We start from the raw sequence: 18,733 nt of genomic DNA, 5'->3' as shown, positions 1-18,733 counted from the left end.
TATTATGAGCTGACCCCCTAAAGTTGGACCAAAAATCCAACTTTTTGGGGGCAGTTCATTACGCCCACCGCCTTTTTTAATTAGCCCTTTTTTCTCCCTTTTTTCTAGGGAAGAATCCCCTTATCTGTTCAATGCTTCCTTCAGTGTGGGGACCTTTCCGTTGTATCTCTTGGTAATGGGAAGGCCCAGCTTTGCATTCGCATCGCGGGTATCCTCTTCTTCCTCTAAGGCAAAAATAGCAATCCGGGCATCTCCGCCAATGATGGTAAAGTGGTCGATAATGCCGTTTTCTAAGACATCCTGAGCAGCCTTGTGGAGCTTGGCTTTTTTCGTCAAAAGGATGGGCGACTTGAGTGTGCCGGCGACAGGACCGATGGCCATGGCATCGGCGAACTCTTCACCGGATACCAGGAAGGCATGGTCGCTCTTTGCAAAGGCAAATTCCGCCACCGCTTTGGCGGTTTCGTAGCGGGTTTCGCCCGACAGACGCGTAGCCAACTTCGGCAGATTCTCTTCTACCGACTTCGCGATAGCATCGGTTCCGCCAATAATGAAGACTTCTTTGATCTTCAGATCTTTCAAGGCTTCTTTTACCGAAGCTTCAACGCTGTCCTTCCGGACAAGGAGGATGGGGCTATTCTTTTCCACAGCAAGGCTAGAAGCAGTCAGGGCATCCGGCCATTTCTCACCGGTAGCTATGACAGCCTTCATGGTATAGCCGGTCTTTTCGACGACCTTACGAGCAACCGCAGCAGAAGTCTCATAACGGTTCTCTCCCTCAATCCGGTCAATGCCGAAAAGGGTAATTCCCTTGAGTCCCTCTTTTACTTCGTTGCTTAAGGCCTTGACACCGCCAACCAGGATGACCCGGTCAGGATCCAGACGCTTAATTTCTTTATAGACTTCTTCATCCAAATGGTCAGATTTCGTCAGCAGAATGGGGCCATTATAAGCTTTGGCTAATGAGGCTGCAGCAAGAGCATCGGGGAATTCATCCGCACAGGCTAAAACAACCGCATCCACCTTTCCCTTTTCAAAGTATTTCTTGGAAATTTCTACGGCTGTGGAAATCCGATTCTTTCCGGAAACCCGTGAGATAAAGTCAATGAATTCAACATCCACCAAGATCAACTTCACATCCTCAAGAGCCTTGACGGCCGCATCAACATCCTTCTGACTTCCGTTGACAAGAAGGGCTTTGTAGTCATCCAACTTATCTGCCTGAGCCTGGTAGGCTTTTAAGGAATCCTCCGTATAATACTTGTCCTTATACTCTTTTGCCTTCTCAAATTTTTCGATGGCTTCCTTGAGCTTGTCAACCTTGACGAGGCCATTTTTTGCTGCTTCATAAGCCGCTTTAGCCTCTTGGGTTTTTGTTAAATCGGTCTTAGCCTCATCCGGAACCGTCTGGGCCTTGGTGAAGGCTTCCTAGGAAGTCTTCGTGTACTTGGCGGAAGCATCTTTGTACTCCGGCTTTTCCTTATCTTCCTTAATTGTCTTCAGCAATTCGTTATACATTTGCTCGGCAGTCGTCTTTTCCGACGCCTGGATGGCCTCATTGACCTTCTTCGCATCCTCTTTCTTGACCTTACCGTTTAAGCTGACATCGCCTGATTTAAGGAGAACAGCTTGGTCCATATCACTCGGGAAAAGACCTTTGAACTTTGCCAGGTCGAAATTATCGGTCAGCACCTTCTCTCCCTATTTGCGAGTCAATGTAAAAGATGGGGCACCGTCATTCCCCTTGGTCAAATCCATCTTTTTCACCGCATCAGCAAGATCCGCCGTTACGGTGGCTGTAATCATTACCTTGTTATCCTTTACTTCAATAGCAAGGGTAAAACCGTCCTCTTTTTGTTCAACGGGAGGTGTTACAGGCTCTTCAGCAAGAACCTTGGGCATACCGAATCCGGTTAAAACCAGGGCAAAAGACAGGGCCAGAGCCATCATCCTTGTATAGAGTTTTCTTTTTTGCATATGAACTCCTTTCACACATGATATATGTGTTTCCTCTCTTCTGACCGGATCAATCAAAAAATTACCCGGATAGGAAGAATTCTTCCTGTTTTCATTATGTCAAAGCCTGTGTTTTTATTTTGTATGAAACTATCTCATCATATCCCATCTTTTCTCCTTTATTATTTTTTTTGATCTCAAAAAAAAAAGACGGCCACCCCCTCATGTGGTAAAGTAAGATATTGAACAAGGAGGAGACATGACTCGTTTAGAAAATTATAAAATTGGCGTGGTGGATTCCGGAGTCGGCGGCCTTACCGTCATGAAAAGCCTCCTGGAGGCCTTGCCGGATAACCACTACTTTTACTTTGGGGACAGCGGGCATGCCCCCTATGGCGGCCGGCCGGTTCCGGAGATGAAGGCTCTGGGCCACAATATGGTGGATTTTCTGGCCCAATTCCATCTGGATGCCCTCGTCCTGGCCTGCAATACCATGTCATCCTGGATGCCCTACGAATACCGGGACCGTCACCACATTCCCGTCATCGGGACTATCGAAGCCGGCGCCCGGGAAGCCCTCAAGGCCTACCAGGAATCCGACCACCCCTGGACCATGGACCATGAGACCCCCGACATCGGGGTCATTGGAACCATCAACACCGTGGAATCCGGTTCCTTCCAGAAGGCCCTCTTCGAAAGGGACCGCCTCCTCCACGTCCTGGGCCTCCCCTGCCCCTCCATTGTCCCGGTCATCGAGGAGGGCAGCTTCAACCACGACCTCTACCGGGCTGCCGTGGAAAAAGACCTGGCCCCCTGGCAGGGCATGGTCCCCCCCATCGTCATCCTGGGCTGCACCCACTTTCCCATAGCCCAGCGGGAAATCCAGACTTTTGTCGGTGAAAACATCTGCCTGATTGACCCGGCCAAGGGTATGGTTGATGACCTGGCCAACTACCTCTCTGCCGTCTCACCGAAAGAACCCAAGGAATCCGTTCCCTCCTATACCTTCTATACCTCCGGAGAAAAGCGGATCATGGAGGACATGGTCGACTCTCTCCTGGGAGATTTGTTGACCGGACGGAAATATGAGGTCTTGAGGGAGCCCTTGGAGTAGGGGATGTTGGAATTAGTTGGAGGGGCCGGATCGCATGGCTTGAGCGGTAGATGGCCCGCCTTTTTGTGAAAATATAAAAATGCCCAATCCCTTGGTTCTTGAGGGATTGGGCATTTTGCTTCCACGGAGACGGTGGGATTCGAACCCACGTGGCGGAGACCGCCAAACTGATTTCGAGTCAGCCCCGTTATGACCACTTCGATACGTCTCCAAAAAACTAAATTTGACTGGGATTTATTATATCGTCCAAAGAGGATGGGGTCAAGTTCAAAGGAAGCCCCCTTTTTCCCCGGTTTCACCAAATGAGGAGGCTCCGATTGGCCCTCTTTTTCCTCGATTTCACCGAACAAGGGGGCTCCGATTGGCACCCTTTTTCCAGATTTAACCAAATGAGGAGACTTTGATTGGCGCCCTTTTCCCCGATTTCACCAAATGAGGAGGCTCCGATTGGCCTCCTTTTTCCCCGATTCTGCCAAATGAGGAGGCTCCGATTGGCCCCCTTTTTCCCCGATTCTGCCAAATGAGGAGGCTTTGATTGGCCTCCTTTTTCCCTGATTCTGCCAAATGAGGAGGCTTTGATTAGCCCTCTTTTTTCCCAATTTCACCGAACGAGGGGGCTTCCCACGGCTGCCGAGCTTCCACACGGCCTACAGGAGGGCTCATGGCACCTCGAGCTCACCACAGCCCACAGATCGGAGCCCGCCTGTCCCCTACTTTCCGGTCAGGTCGTGGATTTTCTGACTGTCTTCTTTGCTGAAGCCTTCGGTGGACTCGGGCTTGAAGATGACTTTCACCGTTTCGACGATGAGCTGGAAGTCGAGGAGAAGGGACCAGGATTGGATGTACATGAGGTCCAGCTTGAGTTTGTCCAGGGGGGTGGTGTTATATTTGCCATAAACCTGAGCGTAGCCGGTCAGGCCGCCGCGGACCTTGTTCCGAAAGATGAATTCGGGTATTTCTTCGGAGTACTTTTCCACATGTTCCACCCGCTCGGGCCGGGGGCCGACCAGGGACATGTCGCCCTTCAGGATGTTGATGAGCTGGGGGAGTTCGTCCATCCGGGTGGGACGGATCCAGCGGCCTACTTTTGTAATCCGGTCATCGCCGTCTTGGGCGGGACGGGATTTTCCATCCTTTTCTGCATCAACAATCATGGACCGAAATTTGAGGATGTCAAAGGTCTTTCCGCCCAGGGTGGCTCGCTTCTGCTTGTAGAAGACGGGACCGCCATCGTTGACTTTAATGGTGATGGCTACAAAAAGGAGGAGGGGGCTCAAAATAATCAGAGCAATAAGGGACAGGAGGAAGTCGAAGGCCCGCTTGAGGGCGGACTGAATGACCCAGCGTTTCCCGTTGGTCATCACATAGATCGGGGTGTCGAAAAGATTGAGGACTGAGGCCGACCGGGTGAGAATGTCAGAGATTTTTGGGGTGAAGTAAACCCGTTCATTGATCCCATAGCAAAACTTGATGATGTCATTTTTCCTTTCCGACTCCACATCATTAATCAGGACAGCATCATAAAAAGGAATAACTTTTTCAATCTGGGCCATGGGGGAGTCAGCGGACATCCGACCCTTGATCCGATAAAGATAGGACCGGCCATTGATCTTTTCCGCCAGGTGGTTGACATAACTACCGTAGATTTCCAGCACCTCCATGGGTGGGAATTTCTCCACATAGAAGGAAACCGCCAACTTGGTATAGATGAGGAGGAGGATGACCTGGAAAATGGTCAGCATAAGATAGAGAACAAAAAAGTTATCCCAGAAGCGGACTTGGCCGGTGATGGCCATGGAGATAAGAATCTCGGTAATATTGACCAGGAAAACGCCCAGGATCTGGGAGGCAAAGACTTCGGAAGCCCGGTTTGTCCCAATCCGGAAAGCCCCGAAAGAATGGAAAAAAATGACAATGAGAATCATATAGATTCCGATGGCCATGAAGAGATTCCCCTTTCCCAAGAGGTGGCCGGTGATGTTGTTTTCGGAAACAAACTGGAACCAGAGCCACATAAAGGGCAAGGTGGTCAGGATCACAATCAAGGTCGAAGAGATGGCCCGAAAGGTAGACCGTCTCTGGTCATCAAAAACAGGTGGCATTTGTTCAACGGAGTTCTTCATATCTATCCCTTACTTGGTCACAGGTCAGCTCATACCTGCCGAAAAGCAGAGAGCCTTTGTCATCCGGGCCATGAAGCCCACAGGTATGGTCAATTATATCACACCCCTTGGACTTGCTCGCCATCTTTGTTTGGCCGGATGGTGGGGTTGCCCTGTCGTCAAAGGTGGCGACCCAGGATAATGATGAAACCTTGCCCCAGCCCTGCCAATCCGCCAAATCCTATGAAAATCAGGGATCCGAAGCCCTGACAATTCGTAGGATCTCAAAATAAGCAGGAGTTAGAAAACCCTGATAAATGAGCAGGTTGCAAGAATGTCAGGGAGAAAAACCCTGTCAAATTGGAGAATTTCAAGAATAACAGGGTAAAAAAAGACCCTGATTATTTAACAGAAAGCGAAAATATCAGGAGTCTGAAGCCCTGACAATCCACCAAAGCCAAAAAAATCAGGGTCAAAGAGCCCTCAAGAATCGACTAGTTAGTGAGTTCAGAGCTCCAGCCAGGGCAGGGCACCCCCCACACCCCCCAAAAAAGAGGCGGTATCCGATCCTTCGGATACCGCCCCTCTCATTGTTGATTTCCCTTACAGTCCCAGCAGCTCGTTGAGTTTTTGTTGGTCGAAGCCGACGATGTCTTCCCCGTCTACGCGGATGATGGGGACGCCGGTGTATCCCTTGGCCAGGAGTTCCTTGCGGGCTTCCTTGTCCACAGAGATGTCTCTTTCATCAAAAGGAATCTCATTGTCCTTCAAATACTTCTTTGCTGCCTTGCAGTAGGTGCAGGTGGGTGAGGTGAAAACCGTAACTTGTGCCATCATTGATCTCCTTCTCTCAATTTTTACATCTTGCTTGTGGTTTTTATATACCCAAGACTTTGCAAAATATGCCGGAAATCTTCCAGTTGGAGGTTTTCCGCCCGGGCTTTTGTCGACAGGCCCCGGGCTTCGAAAGCCTCTTCCACCTGTCTCCGGTCCATGCCTGTCCCCCGCTGGATGGCCTTGATGACCATTTTCCGCCGCTGCTGGAAGGCCAGGCGGATGATCCCGTTGACCCGGTCCCGGTCTTCAGAGGAAAGCTCTCCCTCCCTGGCCGGCCGCCGCTTAAGGACCAGGACTGTGGAGTCCACCTTGGGGGCCGGCATGAAGGCGGTCCGGGGCACTTCAAAAGCCCGGATGGGGTCCGCATAGAGGGCCACAAACAGGGTCAGGGACCCATAGTCCGGGGTCGATGGCCGAGCCATGATCCGGTCCGCCACCTCCTTTTGGACCATGACGGTCAGGCTCTCGATGGGGAGGTCGGTCCGGAGGAAGCGTTCCAGGAGGGGAGCCGTAATATAGTAGGGAAGGTTGGCCACCAGCTTCCAGGACCGGCCCGGGGCCGCCTGGGCCAGGACCGGAGCCAGGTCCAGCTTAAGGGCATCCCCCTCCATGAGGAGGAAATTGTCCCGGTCCCCAAAACGGTCTTGGAGGACGTCGATAAAGGTCCGGTCGATCTCCACAGACAGAACCTTCCCCGCATGGAGGAGGAGCTCCTCGGTCAAGGTCCCGATCCCCGGGCCGATTTCCAGAACCCGGTCCTCCTCCCCCAGCCGGGCCGCATGGGCGATCTGGCGGACGATGTTCCCGTCGATCAGAAAGTTCTGCCCCAGGGACTTGGTGAAGTGGAGGCCGGCCTGGTCCATGACCTCTTTAATGATCTTCGGTTGGTAGAGTCTCCCCTCTTTGGTCATGAATGTCCTCCATGCACGATTCAAACTCCTCCCTTTGGATGTCATACTCATTGAGGCGGGCTAAAATCTGTTTCCCATTCCCGTAGCCGATCCCCAGGGCCTGGCCCAGGAGGATCCGCCGGTCCTTAGCTCCTTCTTTCCCCTCCAGGCCATGGCGGACCAGGTCCTCCATGGTGAACTCTCGCCGCCTTTGGGTCAGGCCCGCATGAGCCTGGATCAGGGCCTGGCGGATGGCCTCCGGGGGCGCATTCTCCACCCCGATATCGTCCCCGCGGAGGGCCATCTCCCGGGGGATGTAGGCCATTTTCGCATTGGGGATCCTCTCCCGGATCCGGGACCGGATCTTCTTCCCTGCATAGTCCGGGTCGGTGAGGACGATAATCCCCCGCCTCTCCTGGACCACCTCTAGGAGGTCCAGGAGGTCCTGGCCGAAGCCCGACCCGTGGGTGATGATGCACTCGCAGTCCACGGCCGCCTTGACCTGGGCCACGTCGTCCTTTCCTTCTACAACGATCACCTCACTGACCATCCACTTATCCCATGTCTTATCCATATTAAAAGTCCAATTCCAAACAGGGGTCCACCGGCTGGGTGGCCTCTTTCAAGGGAGCCAGGGCCCCTTCCAGGTCGTAGAAATCCAGAGTGTTGGCCAGGACCCGGTCAGCCAGGTCCTGGGGGTCCCGGTCAAGTGTCCGGGCCAGGACCTGGAGGGTGTACCAAGCCCACCAGGGCTTGGTCAGCTTCCCCCGGCGGGGAACCGGGGACAGGTAGGGACCATCCGTCTCCATGAGGATCCGGTCCGGGTCTGAGATCCTGGCCTGGGCCCGAACCTCCTCCCCATTTTTGAAAGTCAGGATCCCCCCATAGGACACATAGCAGCCCAGGTCCCGGAAGGGAGCAAAGGCCTCCGGACCATCCGTAAAGGAATGCATGAGGATCTTGAGGCCGGGGAAGTCCCGGACGATGGCCAGGGCGTCCTCCGCCGCCTCCCGGCAGTGGACGACCGCCGGCAACCCCAGGTCCGAAGCCAGCTGGAGCTGGGCCTCGAAGACCGCCTGCTGGACCGCCTTGGGCTGGGTCATGTAGTGGTAGTCCATGCCGAACTCCCCCATGGCCACCACTTTGGGATCCTCCGCCATGGCCCGGTAGCGGGATTCCACCTCCGGGCTGTAGGAGTCACTGTCGTGGGGGTGGGTCCCGCAGCAGGCGAAAATCCGGTCGTGGCAGTGGGCCAGATCCAGGGCCTTCTCCGATGAGGCCAGGTCCCAGCCCGGAACCACGGCCCCCAAGAGCCCAAAAGAGGGGAAGGCCTGAATTAGGCCTTCCCCTGGGTCCGCATAGTCCTCTTCATTGAGATGGCAGTGGGCATCAACCAGGAAGCTCATCCGATCAAACTTCCGTTCGGCACATCCTTCACCGGGGTCAGGGGGCAAACCACGCCGGCTTCCTCCGCCTCGGCGGTCAGGATCATGGCCTGAGATTCAATCCCGCGGATCTTCCGGGGCGGGAGGTTGGTCAGGAAGACGAACTTCTTCCCCTCCATCTCCTCCGGGCTCATCCATTCGCGGATGCCGGAGACCACGGTCCGGGTCTCATCCCCAAAGTCCACCGTCTCAATCAAAAGCTTGTCGGCATCAGGATGGACCTCGCACTTGACCACCTGGCCCACCTTCATCTCCACTTTTTCAAAGTCATCGAAAGTCATATAGTCCACGGCTTCCTCCTTGGCTTCTTCTTTTTCCTTTTCCTCATGGGGGGTCTGTTTCGCCTCATTCTGCCGGGCTAAAAGCTCCTCCAAAGAAATCCCCTGGCGCTGGGCCATGAGGGCGTTGTTCTTGGCATAGATCTTCCCCATCTCTTCCTCTACATCCATCCGGGGGAAGAGAGCTTGGCCCCGCTGGACCTTGGTCCCGGCGGGATAGCGGTCGACTTCGGAGGCAAGGAGGTAGTCTTCTTTTTCAATGGCCAGCTGGCGGAGCATCTCCTTGGAAGTCTCCGGCATAAAGGGAGCCAGGAGATTGGCGATGGTCCGGAGGGCATCGACCAGACGGTAGAGGACCGTGTCCAAAACAGGGGAACCCTCATCTTTGGCCAGGATCCAAGGCTGGGTCTCATCGATATACTTATTGGACCGGCGGACCAGGGTCCAGATGGACTCGAAGGTCTTCTGGAAGTCGAAATGCTCCATGTGTTCCTGGACCAGACCCAGGGTCTCCGCCTGGACCCTCTTCAGGTCCTCATCAAATTCGCTGGCCTGGGCTGGTGCGGGCACGATGCCGTCCCGGTATTTGTCCACCATGGCCAGGGTCCGGCTGAGGAGGTTGCCCAGGTCGTTGGCCAAGTCGGAGTTGGTCCGCTCGATGAACTTCTTCGTGGAGAAGTTCCCGTCCGACCCGAAGTTGAACTCCCGGAGAACGAAGTATTTCAGGGGATCCCGGCCATAGAGCTCGACCAGGGGTTCCGGATAAATCACATTTCCCTTGGACTTGGACATCTTATCCTCATCAAAGAGGATCCAGCCGTGGGCGAAGACCTGGTCCGGCAGGGGGAGGTCCAGGGCCATGAGGACAGCCGGCCAGATGATGGTGTGGAATCGAGCGATGTCCCGGCCGATGAAGTGGACACGAGCAGGCCAATAGCGGTCGAAATCTTCCGGCTTGTCGCCGATCCCGATCCCGGTCAGGTAGCAGATGAGGGCATCGATCCAGACGTAGATAACGTGGTCGGGGTCGAAGGGGACGGGAACCCCCCATTTGAGCCGCTGACGGGTGACGGAGAGGTCATCCAGACCGTCTTTGAAGAAGGACCCGATCATCTCCTTCTTCCGGTTCTCCGGCATGATGAAATTGGGATGGTCCTCATAATATTTCAGGAGCTTGTCCTGGTACTTGGACAGGCGGAAGAAGTAGGAGGCCTCTTCCCGGTATTCCACAGGCCGTCCGCAGGAGGGGCAATTCCCATCTTCCAGCTGGGCCTCGGTCCAAAATTCCTCGCAGGGGGTGCAGTAGTAGCCCTTGTATTCGCCCTTGTAGATGTCCCCCTTGTCATAGAGCTTCTGGAAGAGGGCCTGGACGTCCTTCTCATGTTGTTCAGAAGAGGAACGGACGAAGTTATCCGGCTCCACATCCAGGAGCTTCCACAGGTCTTTGATGGAGTCGACAATGGGGTCGATGTATTCCAGGGGCTTTTTTCCCTTAGCCGCCGCAGCTCGCTCCAGCTTCTCCCCATGCTCATCCGATCCGGTCACATAGTAGGTGTCATAGCCCAGCTCATCCGCATACCGGCGGACCGCATCGCAGATGATGGAGGTATAGGTATTCCCCAGGTGGAGGTTGGCCGAGGGATAGTAAATGGGGGCAGTGATATAAAAGGGCTCCCCCTTATGGTTCTTGCACATGGTGATCTCCTTCCTTTCGTCGGACACCGGGTCCGAAGATCTCGTGGTCAATGCCTGTATGGCCCGTAAACATAGCTAAATTATAGCATGAGGAGAAAAGAGGGGCCAACCCTTCCCCCAAAATCCGGCTTTTTCCGGGATCTTCTGTAAAATCCGGGTTAAATGTAAGGGAATCCTGTGTTAAATGGCTGAAAATGGCCATTTTCATCGTCCGCCGTCTGGGGGCTGACGAACAAAAATTCGGCCCCTTCTCCTATAATAATGAGAGAAGATCAAAAAAATCCTATTCGAATGAAATGATTGGAGGTACCCCATGACTGCTGGAAGAAAGAGGCTGGTCCTCCCCCTTCTGCTTTTCCTTCTTGTCCTTTTTGCCGCTTGTGACAAAAGCCCATCCGATGCCCCCTCCCGGTCGGCAGATTTTGAAACCCGGTCCGGATCCGGGACCCCCCTGACCATTGTGGCGGGTTCCGAAAATAAGATCCTGGAACCCCTCATCGAAGAATACGCCAAGGAATCCGGGCAAAAAGTCCAGGTGGACTACCTGGGCTCATTGGATATCATGAATCTCCTCTCTTCGGAGGACATCCCCTATGATGCGGTCTGGCCGGCATCCACCCTCTGGATCAATATGGGGGACACCAAGCACATCCTTAAACACACCAAAACGACTGCCGTCACCCCGGTCATCTTCGGCATTCGAAAATCCCTGGCCCATGAATTGGGCTTTGTGGGTCGCGATGACGTCAAGATAGCGGAAATCACCCGGGCCATCCGGGCGGGCAAGTTGTCCTTCTGCATGACCTCAGCCACCCAGTCCAACTCCGGGGCCTCTGCCTACCTGGCCTTCCTGACCTCCATGGCCCAATCACCGGACAAGGGTCTGACCCCTGCCGACCTTCAAAGCCCCGCCCTGCGCGAGGAGATCACGGCCCTCCTGGCTGGGGTCAACCGGTCCTCCGGCTCCTCCAACTGGCTTATGGATCTCTTCCTCATGAGCCGGGGCTACGATGCCATGGTTAACTATGAGCAGATCATCATCCAGACCAACCGAGAGCTGGAAAGGCAAAAAGAGGAGCCCCTCTATGCCGTCTATCCGGTGGATGGCCTCTCCCTCTCGGATGCCCCCCTGGCCTATGTGGATAAGGGGGACGACCATAAGGAGAAGACCTTCCTGGACTTCCAAAACTTCATCCTCTCCGACCAGGGCCAGGATGCCATCGAGAAAACCGGCAAGCGCAATGCCTTCGGGAAGATTTCCGACCGCAACCGGAAGTACTATCCCAGGGAATGGGGGATCTCCATCGACCGGACCCTCTCCCCCATCCGCTTCCCGGCCAACGACACCATCCAGGAAGCTCTGACCCTCTACCAAACCTCCTTCAAAAAACCAGCCTACACGGTCTATGTCCTGGACTATTCCGGGTCCATGGCCGGCGAGGGGAATGAGGAGATGATCCGGGCCTTGGAAGAAATCTGGCAGCCGGAAAAGGCCAAGGCCAACTTCCTTTTGGGGACTGACCGCGATGTCTCTGTCTTCCTCCCCTTCGCCTCCTCTGTGGGCCAGCCGGTGACCGTCGAAGGCGGGGACCTGGAATCCCTCCTGAACGAAGCCCGAAACACCAGGGTTGGGGGATCCACCTACCTCTTTGAAGGGGCCATCAAGGCCATCGACCTCCTCTCCCAGGTGGACAATCTCGATGACTACACGCCCGCGGTCGTCCTCTTAACCGACGGGAGGGCCAATGGAACCATGGATATGGAGGGCTTCTCGCTCCTGTACAAGGATTTCGGGAAGGATATCCCCGTCTTCACCATCACCTTCGGAGATGCCTACGATGAGGAGGTCAAGGACCTGGCCGAACGAACCCGGGCGAGGGTCTTCAACGGCCGAGAGAACCTGATCGATGCCTTTAAGAAAGTGAAGGGATATAACTGATGGATGACCGACGCGCAACCCGGGTCTCCCTCCTTTCGGGCATCTTGGGCGGGGGCCTCTTCCTCCTCCTTTTCCTCATCCTCAAGTGGTCCTTCTTCGTCGCCGCCCCCCTGGCCATCCTCTCCTGGGCCGGGGTCTACCTCCTAACCAAGCCCGTCCGAAAAATCGGGAACACGGCCATTGATGACCTGGACCAGGGGGAACGCCTGGCCGAGATCTATCGAGATGGACAGGCTGCCCTGGAGGATTTGGCCACCGGCTACCAAAGGATTGCCCAAGCCCAGATTGCCGGAAAGGTCTGGGAGCTCCATGCGGTGGGGAAGGATATCATGAACTACCTGGCCAACCACCCCCAAGCCCTCTCCAAGTCCGAACACTTCATCCACTACTACATGGGCTCGGGCAACCGGATCCTGACCAACTATCTTTCCTTGAAGGAGTCCGGTGTTTCTCCGGACAAACTGGCCCGGGTGGAGGATAAGGTCCAGGAATCCATGACCTATCTCCTGGATATTTTTAGCCGTCAGAGGGATTCCTACCAGGAAAATACCATCATGGACCTGGAAGCGGAGTCCGAGCTCCTGGAGAAAACCGTGAAATTATCGAAAGGAGGGAAGGAATGAAAAAAGGAAAGTGGGCCGGCCTGGTCCTGGTCCTGGCCGTCATCCTGATAGCCGGATCCTATGTCTTTTTTAAGGATAACCAGCCCCAAAAAGCGGAACTTTCAGGCCTCCTGGGCGGGGAGAAGATCGGCCTGTTTGAAAGTCAGGATTTCCGAAAGCACATGGACCGGGGATTCGCCCTCCGGATGAATTACCGGAAGGCCGGATCCTTTGCCATGGTGGAGGAAACCGCCCAAAACAAGAATGAGGCTTCCTATGATTATCTCTTCCCCGCCTCCCAGCTGGCGGCCCAATACTACAAGAAATTAGGGGGATCCTCCCTCCAGGAGGACATCATCTTCAACTCCCCCATCGTCCTCTATTCTCGAAAGCCGGTGGTGGATGCCCTCAAAAAGCTGGGAATCGTCACGGAGCGCAATGCCATCCTCTATGTCAATATGGAGAAGTTGGCCACCCTCATCGCTGACGGGACCTCATGGGCCAAGATCGGCCTCCCCCAACTTTATGGAAACATCTTCGTGGATACCACGGACCCCAAGGCCTCCAACTCCGGAAACATCTTCCTGGGCCTCCTGGCCAATGCCCTCAACGGCAACAAGGTTGTTACCGGAGAGAGCCTACCCGCCGTCCTCCCCAAGATCATGGCTATCTACCAGCAGATCGGAAATATGCAGACCTCTTCCTCGGATATGTTTTCTCAGTTTCTCAAGCTGGGCATGGGGTCCTACCCCATCATCGCGGGCTATGAGAATCAGATCCTGGAGCTATCGAAAACGGATCCCCAGGTCTTCGACCAAATCAAGGAGGAGGTCCTCATCCTCTATCCAGAGCCCACCGTCTGGTCCTCCCACGTCTACATCGCCCTCAGCAAGAATGGCCAGAGGGGGCTGGAGGCCTTGAAGGACCCTGAGACCCAGAAAATGGCCTGGAAAAACCACGGCTTCCGGACCATCGTCTCCGGAACCGCCGACCCCAAGGAATTTTCGGTAAAGGGCCTCCCGGCCACCATCGACCAGGTCATGCCCATGCCGGACATCGATGTCATGCTCCGGCTCATGAAGGCCATCGACCAATAAAGAAGGAGTATTGTTATGGAAGAAAAAACCAACTACAAACTGGACGACCTTTTGGCGGCCCCTGCTCAAAAAGCGGCCGGGATCATGGACCCTGAGGAAGCGGAGAAAGTCACCCATGAGGACCTCCCCATGCTTTCGGAGGAGGACCAAGCCAAAGTCCAAGCCCTCAAAGAGGAACTGGACCTCAGGGACTCCTCCCTCTCCACCTTCTATGGGTCGGTCGCCCAGGAGAATATGGCCGAATTCTCCAACACTATCTTGTCCGAAGTTCAGGCCAAGGACAGTGGGGAGGTGGGGGCTCTCTTGACAGACCTCCTGGTCAAGGTGGATTCCTCGAATGGTGAGGACAAGGGCGGTTTCCTCGACCGCCTCTTCTCCTCCGGGAAAAACCGCGTGGAGCGCTACCTGGCCTCCTACCGGTCCCTCTCCCAGAATATCGACGCCATATCCGCCAAGCTCCAGGATGAGCAGAAGGCCCTGATGAAGCAGGTCACCCTCTTTGACCAGCTCTATGCCAAGAACCTCCAGGAATACCGCGACCTGGAAATCTATATCCAGGCCGGGGAAGCCAAACTCCGGGAGATGCGCCAGGAAGCCCTCCCCAGCCTCTATGACCAGGCCAAGACCTCGGACAATCCCATGGCCCTCCAGGTGGTCAAGGACTTGGAGGCCAATGTCGACCGCTTTGACCGGAAGATCCATGAGCTCAAGGTCTCCCAAACCCTGGCCCTCCAAACCGCCCCTCAAATCAAGCTCATCCAAAATAACAACCAGCTCCTGGTCGACAAGATCAATGACGTCGTCGTCAACACTATCCCCCTATGGCGGTCCCAGACCGTCATCGCTCTGGGCCTGGCCAAGCAGGAAGACGCCCTCAGTATGCAGCGGAATATTTCCGAAGCCACCAACCGCCTCATCCAAGGCAATGCCCAGAAGCTCAAGCAGGTCAGCCTAGGGGTCCGGGAAGAAGCGGAGCGGTCAACCGTGGACATCGAATCCCTGGAAGCCGCCAACCAGGACCTCATCGATACCATCAAAGGCTCCCTCGAAATCTCCAAGGAGGCCCGGGCAAAACGAGCCGACGCCGAAAAGCGGATGGTCAAAATCAAAGATGATCTCCAACAAGCCCTCCGGGATAGCCTGGAGGAGAAGTAGGAGGGCTTGGGGCCCGGCGGCGGTCTGGTCGAGATGGACGATTCAGTCAGGGCCTCGGCAGGGTCGCCATACCCCCTCAAATGGCAAAATCGGCCGAAAGGGTGGTATCCTCATACCCCCTCAAATGGCGAAATGACATGTCCCCCTAAAAGTAGAGTCTCAAGAGAGAACAAGTTACAATGAAGAAAGAGACGAAGGAGGATGACATGGCAAGACGCAGATATACGAAATCATTTCGAAAGAAAGTTGTAGAAGAAGCTTTAAGGCCGGAGATGGAGGGGAAGGAATTTTTGGTTGCAGAGAAATATAATATCCTGCCCTCAACCGTTTGTCGCTGGAGGGACCTTTACCTAAAGTATGGAGAAATGGCCCTTTGTGAGAATGTTCAGCAATTTTATGCTTCTCAGAGTAAGGAGAGTGGAGCCTACAAAAAATTAAAGGCAGAGACAGATAAGGAGATTGCGGAACTGAAAGAGGAGGTAGAGATCTTAAAAAAAGCCGCGGCCTTTCTAACCAAGATCCAAAGAGACTAAAGTTTGCATTGATGTACCGCTTCCGAAAAGAACATGCAATCGTTAGAATGGCCAAGGTATTAGAAGTCTCTGAAAGTGGCTACTACAAATGGCTGAGACACCAAGCATCCTGGAGTCTACGCGACATTGAAAACATTGAAATCACCGAAGAGATCGAAAAGATCTATAGCGAAAGCCGGGCAGTGTATGGGATTCGCAAGGTGACGGCGGAACTGAATGCCCAGCGTCAGCAAGAGGGGAAGTCGCCGGTGAATCACAAACGTGTGGAGAAGATTATGCGAGAGAAGGGATGGCATTCTCGGGTAAGGCGGAAATATGTTGTAACAACAGATTCTTCGAAAACAAAAAAGCCGGCCGACAATCTCTTACAAAGAAACTTTTCCGCAAAAGCACCTGGAGAGAAGCTCATTAGTGACACCACCTATGTTTCCACTCACCAAGGCACCTTGTATGTCGCTGTTATTTTAGACCTCTATGGAAGAATGCCTGTAGGACTTGCCATGGGAAGAAGAAATGACCAGAACTTAGTCATCGACTGTTTTGAAGATGTGCTCGCCAGGCACCACCTAAAGCCGAATTGCCTAATTCACTCCGACCGGGGATCCACCTATGCTTCGGAGGCCTACCAGAAGCTCTTAAAGAAAAATCATGTTCGCTGCAGTATGAGTAAGAAAGGAGATTGTTGGGATAATGCGGCGATGGAAAGCTTTTTTGGGAAGATGAAGGCAGAGTGGTTGTACAACACACCAAAAACCATTCTTGAAGCCAAGCAGCTGGTCTTTGAATATGTATGGCACTTTTATGCGAAGAGAAGAAGACATGCTTCTCTTGCATACCGAACACCCCATGAGTTCTTTTACCAATAAGGTGGTGAAAAGACGAATGTCACCGAAGAGATCGAAAAGATCTATAGCGAAAGCCGGGCAGTGTATGGGATTCGCAAGGTGACGGCGGAACTGAATGCCCAGCGTCAGCAAGAGGGGAAGTCGCCGGTGAATCACAAGCGTGTAGAGAAGATTATGCGAGAGAAGGGATGGCATTCTCGGGTAAGGCGGAAATATGTTGTAACAACGGATTCTTCGAAAACGAAGAAGCCGGCCGACAATCTCTTACAAAGAAATTTTGCTGCAAAAGCGCCAGGAGAGAAGCTCATTAGTGACACCACCTATGTCCCCACTCACCAAGGCACCTTGTATGTCGCTGTTATTTTAGATCTCTATGGGAGAATGCCTGTAGGACTTGCCATGGGAAGAAGAAATGACCAGAACTTAGTCATCGACTGTTTTAAAGATGTGCTCGCCAGGCACCGCCTAAAACCAAACTGCCTAATTCACTCCGACCGGGGATCCACCTATGCTTCGGAGGCCTACCAGAGGCTCTTAAGGAAAAACCATGTTCGCTGTAGTATGAGTAAGAAAGGAGATTGTTGGGATAATGCGGCGATGGAAAGCTTCTTTGGAAAGATGAAAGCAGAGTGGTTATACAATACACCGAAAACAATCCTTGAAGCCAAGCAGCTGGTCTTTGAATATGTATGGCACTTTTATGCGAAGAAAAGAAGACATGCTTCTCTTGCATACCGAACACCCCATGAGTTCTTTTACCAATAAGGTGGTGAAAAGACGAATGTAGACTCTACTATTTGGGGGACACTTCAAAATCACCGGAAAGGGCGGTATCCTCATTCCGCCCCAAATCGCAAAATCGCCGGAAAGGGCGGTATCCCTCTACCGCCTCAAATCGCAAAATCGCCGGAAAGGGCGGTATGCTCATACCTCCTCAAATCAGGAAATCGGCAGAAAGGGCGGTATTTTATTACCGCCCTATTCGTAAAATGACAAAATGAGGCGGAAATCCTCCACCGCCTTATTCGCAAAATGGCCGAATAGGGCGACCTCTCCATGTCACCTCATTTTTCCCATAAAAAAATGGTCTAGTCCAAAGGACTAGACCATTCTTATTATCTTTTTACCGAGTGTAGACATCAAAGTGGTTGCCGGTGGTTCCCCGGTCATAGACCTTGCCCCAATAACCGAAGGGAGTGGGAATGACGGTGCCTTTAGGAGCGGAGTTGGCTAAAACAATATAGCCATCCTTATCTGCCACAAAACCGTCAGCGTTGACGTGACGTCCGGGAATCCGGAGACCCCGACCGGGCAGAACCCGTTGGGAGTAGTAAGTAAATTTATAGCCGTTCCAACGGATGACACCGTGGAACATCAAATTCCGCAAAGAATAAAGGCGTGGTGCCTGGTTAGCTTCCTCAGCAGCCTTCTTCTCGGCTTCTTTCTTCGCGGCTTCTTCCGCTGCCTTTTTCTCAGCCGCTTCCTTTGCTGCTTTTTCTTCCGCCGCTTTTTTCTCAGCAGCAGCCTTCTTCTCGGCTTCTTTCTTCGCGGCTTCTTCTTCAGCCGCCTTTTTCTCAGCTGCTTCTTTGGCTGCTTTTTCTTCGGCAGCTTTTTTCTCGGCCGCTGCCTTCTTCTCAGCTTCCTTCTGACCAGCTTCTTCTGCAGCTTTTTTCTCGGCTGCTTCTTTAGCCGCCTTTTTCTCTGCCGCTTCCTTAGCCGCTTTTTCTTCAGCCGCCTTTTTCTCAGCAGCAGCTTTCTTCTCGGCTTCTTTCTTCGCGGCTTCTTCTGCCTTCCGATCATTTACTGAAGAATCTGACTTATCTTCCGTCCGGATTTCCTTAACCGGAGCTTCCTTGACCGGTTCTTCTTTAACTTCAGGCTTCATCGAAACCGCTTCCACTGAAGGAAGGCTTTCTTCCTTAGCCTCATCGGCTTTTTTGGAGACTTTCACCGTCTCTTCTGCCGCTTCGATCTTTTCGGTCTCCTCTGCCTTTTTCACTTCCACATCGACATGGGCCTGGTCATGATTTTTCGATGGTTTTTCCTGATCCAGAAGATCATTACGGCCATCAACCTGATCAATAAAAGCGGATTCCATAGCATAATCAGCACGAACGTCATTGGCTTTATCCTGACCGAAATAGCCGATCCCGGCCACGGTCAAAATTCCGCAGGTTCCTACCAAGCCAACTAAGGATCCTAACTTCTTCTTATCCATTTCAACTCCTCGTGTTTTCCGGAGGTC

At 53.4% G+C, this 18,733-nt stretch carries 17 protein-coding genes, 1 tRNA gene and 1 pseudogene; 8 read left to right on the top strand and 11 right to left on the bottom strand.

Features of this window, described 5'->3' with window-relative positions:
• Positions 1-120: 120 nt before the first annotated feature.
• The 3 genes from BN2373_RS04240 to BN2373_RS04230 form a co-directional block, all read right to left on the bottom strand.
• Positions 121-1,212 (bottom strand): cell wall-binding repeat-containing protein, encoded by a 1,092-nt coding sequence (locus BN2373_RS04240; protein ID WP_053942901.1) that lies wholly within the window; start codon positions 1,210-1,212, stop codon positions 121-123.
• A 216-nt stretch (positions 1,213-1,428) separates the two neighbouring features.
• On the bottom strand, positions 1,429-1,692 hold the full coding sequence (locus BN2373_RS04235) for a hypothetical protein (protein ID WP_053942900.1): 264 nt from the start codon (positions 1,690-1,692) through the stop codon (positions 1,429-1,431).
• A 9-nt stretch (positions 1,693-1,701) separates the two neighbouring features.
• The gene (locus BN2373_RS04230; protein ID WP_053942899.1) at positions 1,702-1,977 is read right to left on the bottom strand and encodes a hypothetical protein; all 276 of its coding nucleotides are present in this window, start codon (positions 1,975-1,977) and stop codon (positions 1,702-1,704) included.
• A 238-nt stretch (positions 1,978-2,215) separates the two neighbouring features.
• Here BN2373_RS04230 and murI point away from each other — a divergent pair, with 238 nt between their 5' ends.
• A complete protein-coding gene (gene murI / locus BN2373_RS04225) occupies positions 2,216-3,070 on the top strand; it encodes a glutamate racemase (protein WP_053942898.1) in 855 nt (284 codons plus the stop codon).
• A gap of 124 nt (positions 3,071-3,194) precedes the next feature.
• On the opposite strand, the gene BN2373_RS04220 is transcribed toward murI, so the two are convergent.
• The 7 genes from BN2373_RS04220 to metG all read right to left on the bottom strand — a co-directional run bounded on the left by BN2373_RS04220 (position 3,195) and on the right by metG (position 10,317).
• Positions 3,195-3,281: transfer RNA gene (locus tag BN2373_RS04220), tRNA-Ser, on the bottom strand.
• 499 nt (positions 3,282-3,780) lie between these two features.
• On the bottom strand, positions 3,781-5,193 hold the full coding sequence (locus BN2373_RS04210; RefSeq protein WP_053942896.1) for an exopolysaccharide biosynthesis polyprenyl glycosylphosphotransferase: 1,413 nt from the start codon (positions 5,191-5,193) through the stop codon (positions 3,781-3,783).
• Positions 5,194-5,775: 582 nt separating this feature from the next.
• Positions 5,776-6,006, bottom strand: coding sequence for a glutaredoxin family protein (locus BN2373_RS04205; protein ID WP_034579145.1), 231 nt, complete (start codon positions 6,004-6,006; stop codon positions 5,776-5,778).
• Between the two features lie 23 nt (positions 6,007-6,029).
• On the bottom strand, positions 6,030-6,920 hold the full coding sequence (gene rsmA, locus BN2373_RS04200) for a 16S rRNA (adenine(1518)-N(6)/adenine(1519)-N(6))-dimethyltransferase RsmA (protein ID WP_053942895.1): 891 nt from the start codon (positions 6,918-6,920) through the stop codon (positions 6,030-6,032).
• A complete protein-coding gene (gene rnmV / locus BN2373_RS04195) occupies positions 6,880-7,473 on the bottom strand; it encodes a ribonuclease M5 (RefSeq protein ID WP_337999380.1) in 594 nt (197 codons plus the stop codon). Before rnmV ends, rsmA begins: the two co-directional genes overlap by 41 nt.
• A gap of 1 nt (position 7,474) precedes the next feature.
• A complete protein-coding gene (locus tag BN2373_RS04190) occupies positions 7,475-8,305 on the bottom strand; it encodes a TatD family hydrolase (protein WP_053942894.1) in 831 nt (276 codons plus the stop codon).
• Positions 8,302-10,317 carry a methionine--tRNA ligase gene (metG, locus tag BN2373_RS04185; protein WP_053942893.1) on the bottom strand — a complete coding sequence of 672 codons (2,016 nt, stop codon included), beginning with the start codon at positions 10,315-10,317 and terminating at the stop codon, positions 8,302-8,304. Before metG ends, BN2373_RS04190 begins: the two co-directional genes overlap by 4 nt.
• Before the next feature lie 313 nt (positions 10,318-10,630).
• Here metG and BN2373_RS04175 point away from each other — a divergent pair, with 313 nt between their 5' ends.
• The 7 genes and pseudogenes from BN2373_RS04175 to BN2373_RS04145 all read left to right on the top strand — a co-directional run.
• On the top strand, positions 10,631-12,256 hold the full coding sequence (locus BN2373_RS04175; RefSeq protein WP_053942891.1) for a substrate-binding and vWA domain-containing protein: 1,626 nt from the start codon (positions 10,631-10,633) through the stop codon (positions 12,254-12,256).
• On the top strand, positions 12,256-12,879 hold the full coding sequence (locus BN2373_RS04170) for a 5-bromo-4-chloroindolyl phosphate hydrolysis family protein (protein WP_053942890.1): 624 nt from the start codon (positions 12,256-12,258) through the stop codon (positions 12,877-12,879). The genes BN2373_RS04175 and BN2373_RS04170 overlap by 1 nt, the downstream gene beginning before the upstream one ends.
• Positions 12,876-13,955, top strand: coding sequence for a substrate-binding domain-containing protein (locus BN2373_RS04165; protein ID WP_053942889.1), 1,080 nt, complete (start codon positions 12,876-12,878; stop codon positions 13,953-13,955). The genes BN2373_RS04170 and BN2373_RS04165 overlap by 4 nt, the downstream gene beginning before the upstream one ends.
• A 15-nt stretch (positions 13,956-13,970) precedes the next feature.
• A complete protein-coding gene (locus tag BN2373_RS04160; protein WP_053942888.1) occupies positions 13,971-15,110 on the top strand; it encodes a toxic anion resistance protein in 1,140 nt (379 codons plus the stop codon).
• A 206-nt stretch (positions 15,111-15,316) separates the two neighbouring features.
• A complete protein-coding gene (locus BN2373_RS04155) occupies positions 15,317-15,643 on the top strand; it encodes a transposase (RefSeq protein ID WP_162200050.1) in 327 nt (108 codons plus the stop codon).
• 11 nt (positions 15,644-15,654) lie between these two features.
• The gene (locus BN2373_RS04150; RefSeq protein WP_053942886.1) at positions 15,655-16,509 is read left to right on the top strand and encodes an IS3 family transposase; all 855 of its coding nucleotides are present in this window, start codon (positions 15,655-15,657) and stop codon (positions 16,507-16,509) included.
• A 24-nt stretch (positions 16,510-16,533) separates the two neighbouring features.
• Positions 16,534-17,253 (top strand): annotated as a pseudogene (locus BN2373_RS04145) (IS3 family transposase); the annotation flags it as partial.
• Positions 17,254-17,611: 358 nt separating this feature from the next.
• Here BN2373_RS04145 and BN2373_RS04140 read toward each other — a convergent pair.
• Entirely contained in the window at positions 17,612-18,706 is a 1,095-nt protein-coding gene (locus BN2373_RS04140; protein WP_053942884.1) for a hypothetical protein, read from the bottom strand.
• Between the last annotated feature and the right edge of the window lie 27 nt (positions 18,707-18,733).

Origin of the sequence: Kallipyga gabonensis, from assembly GCF_001286805.1 — a bacterium.
GTDB lineage: Bacteria > Bacillota > Clostridia > Tissierellales > Peptoniphilaceae > Kallipyga > Kallipyga gabonensis.
Note: the sequence above shows the minus strand (reverse complement) of the source record. Positions and strands in the feature narration are given on the sequence as shown.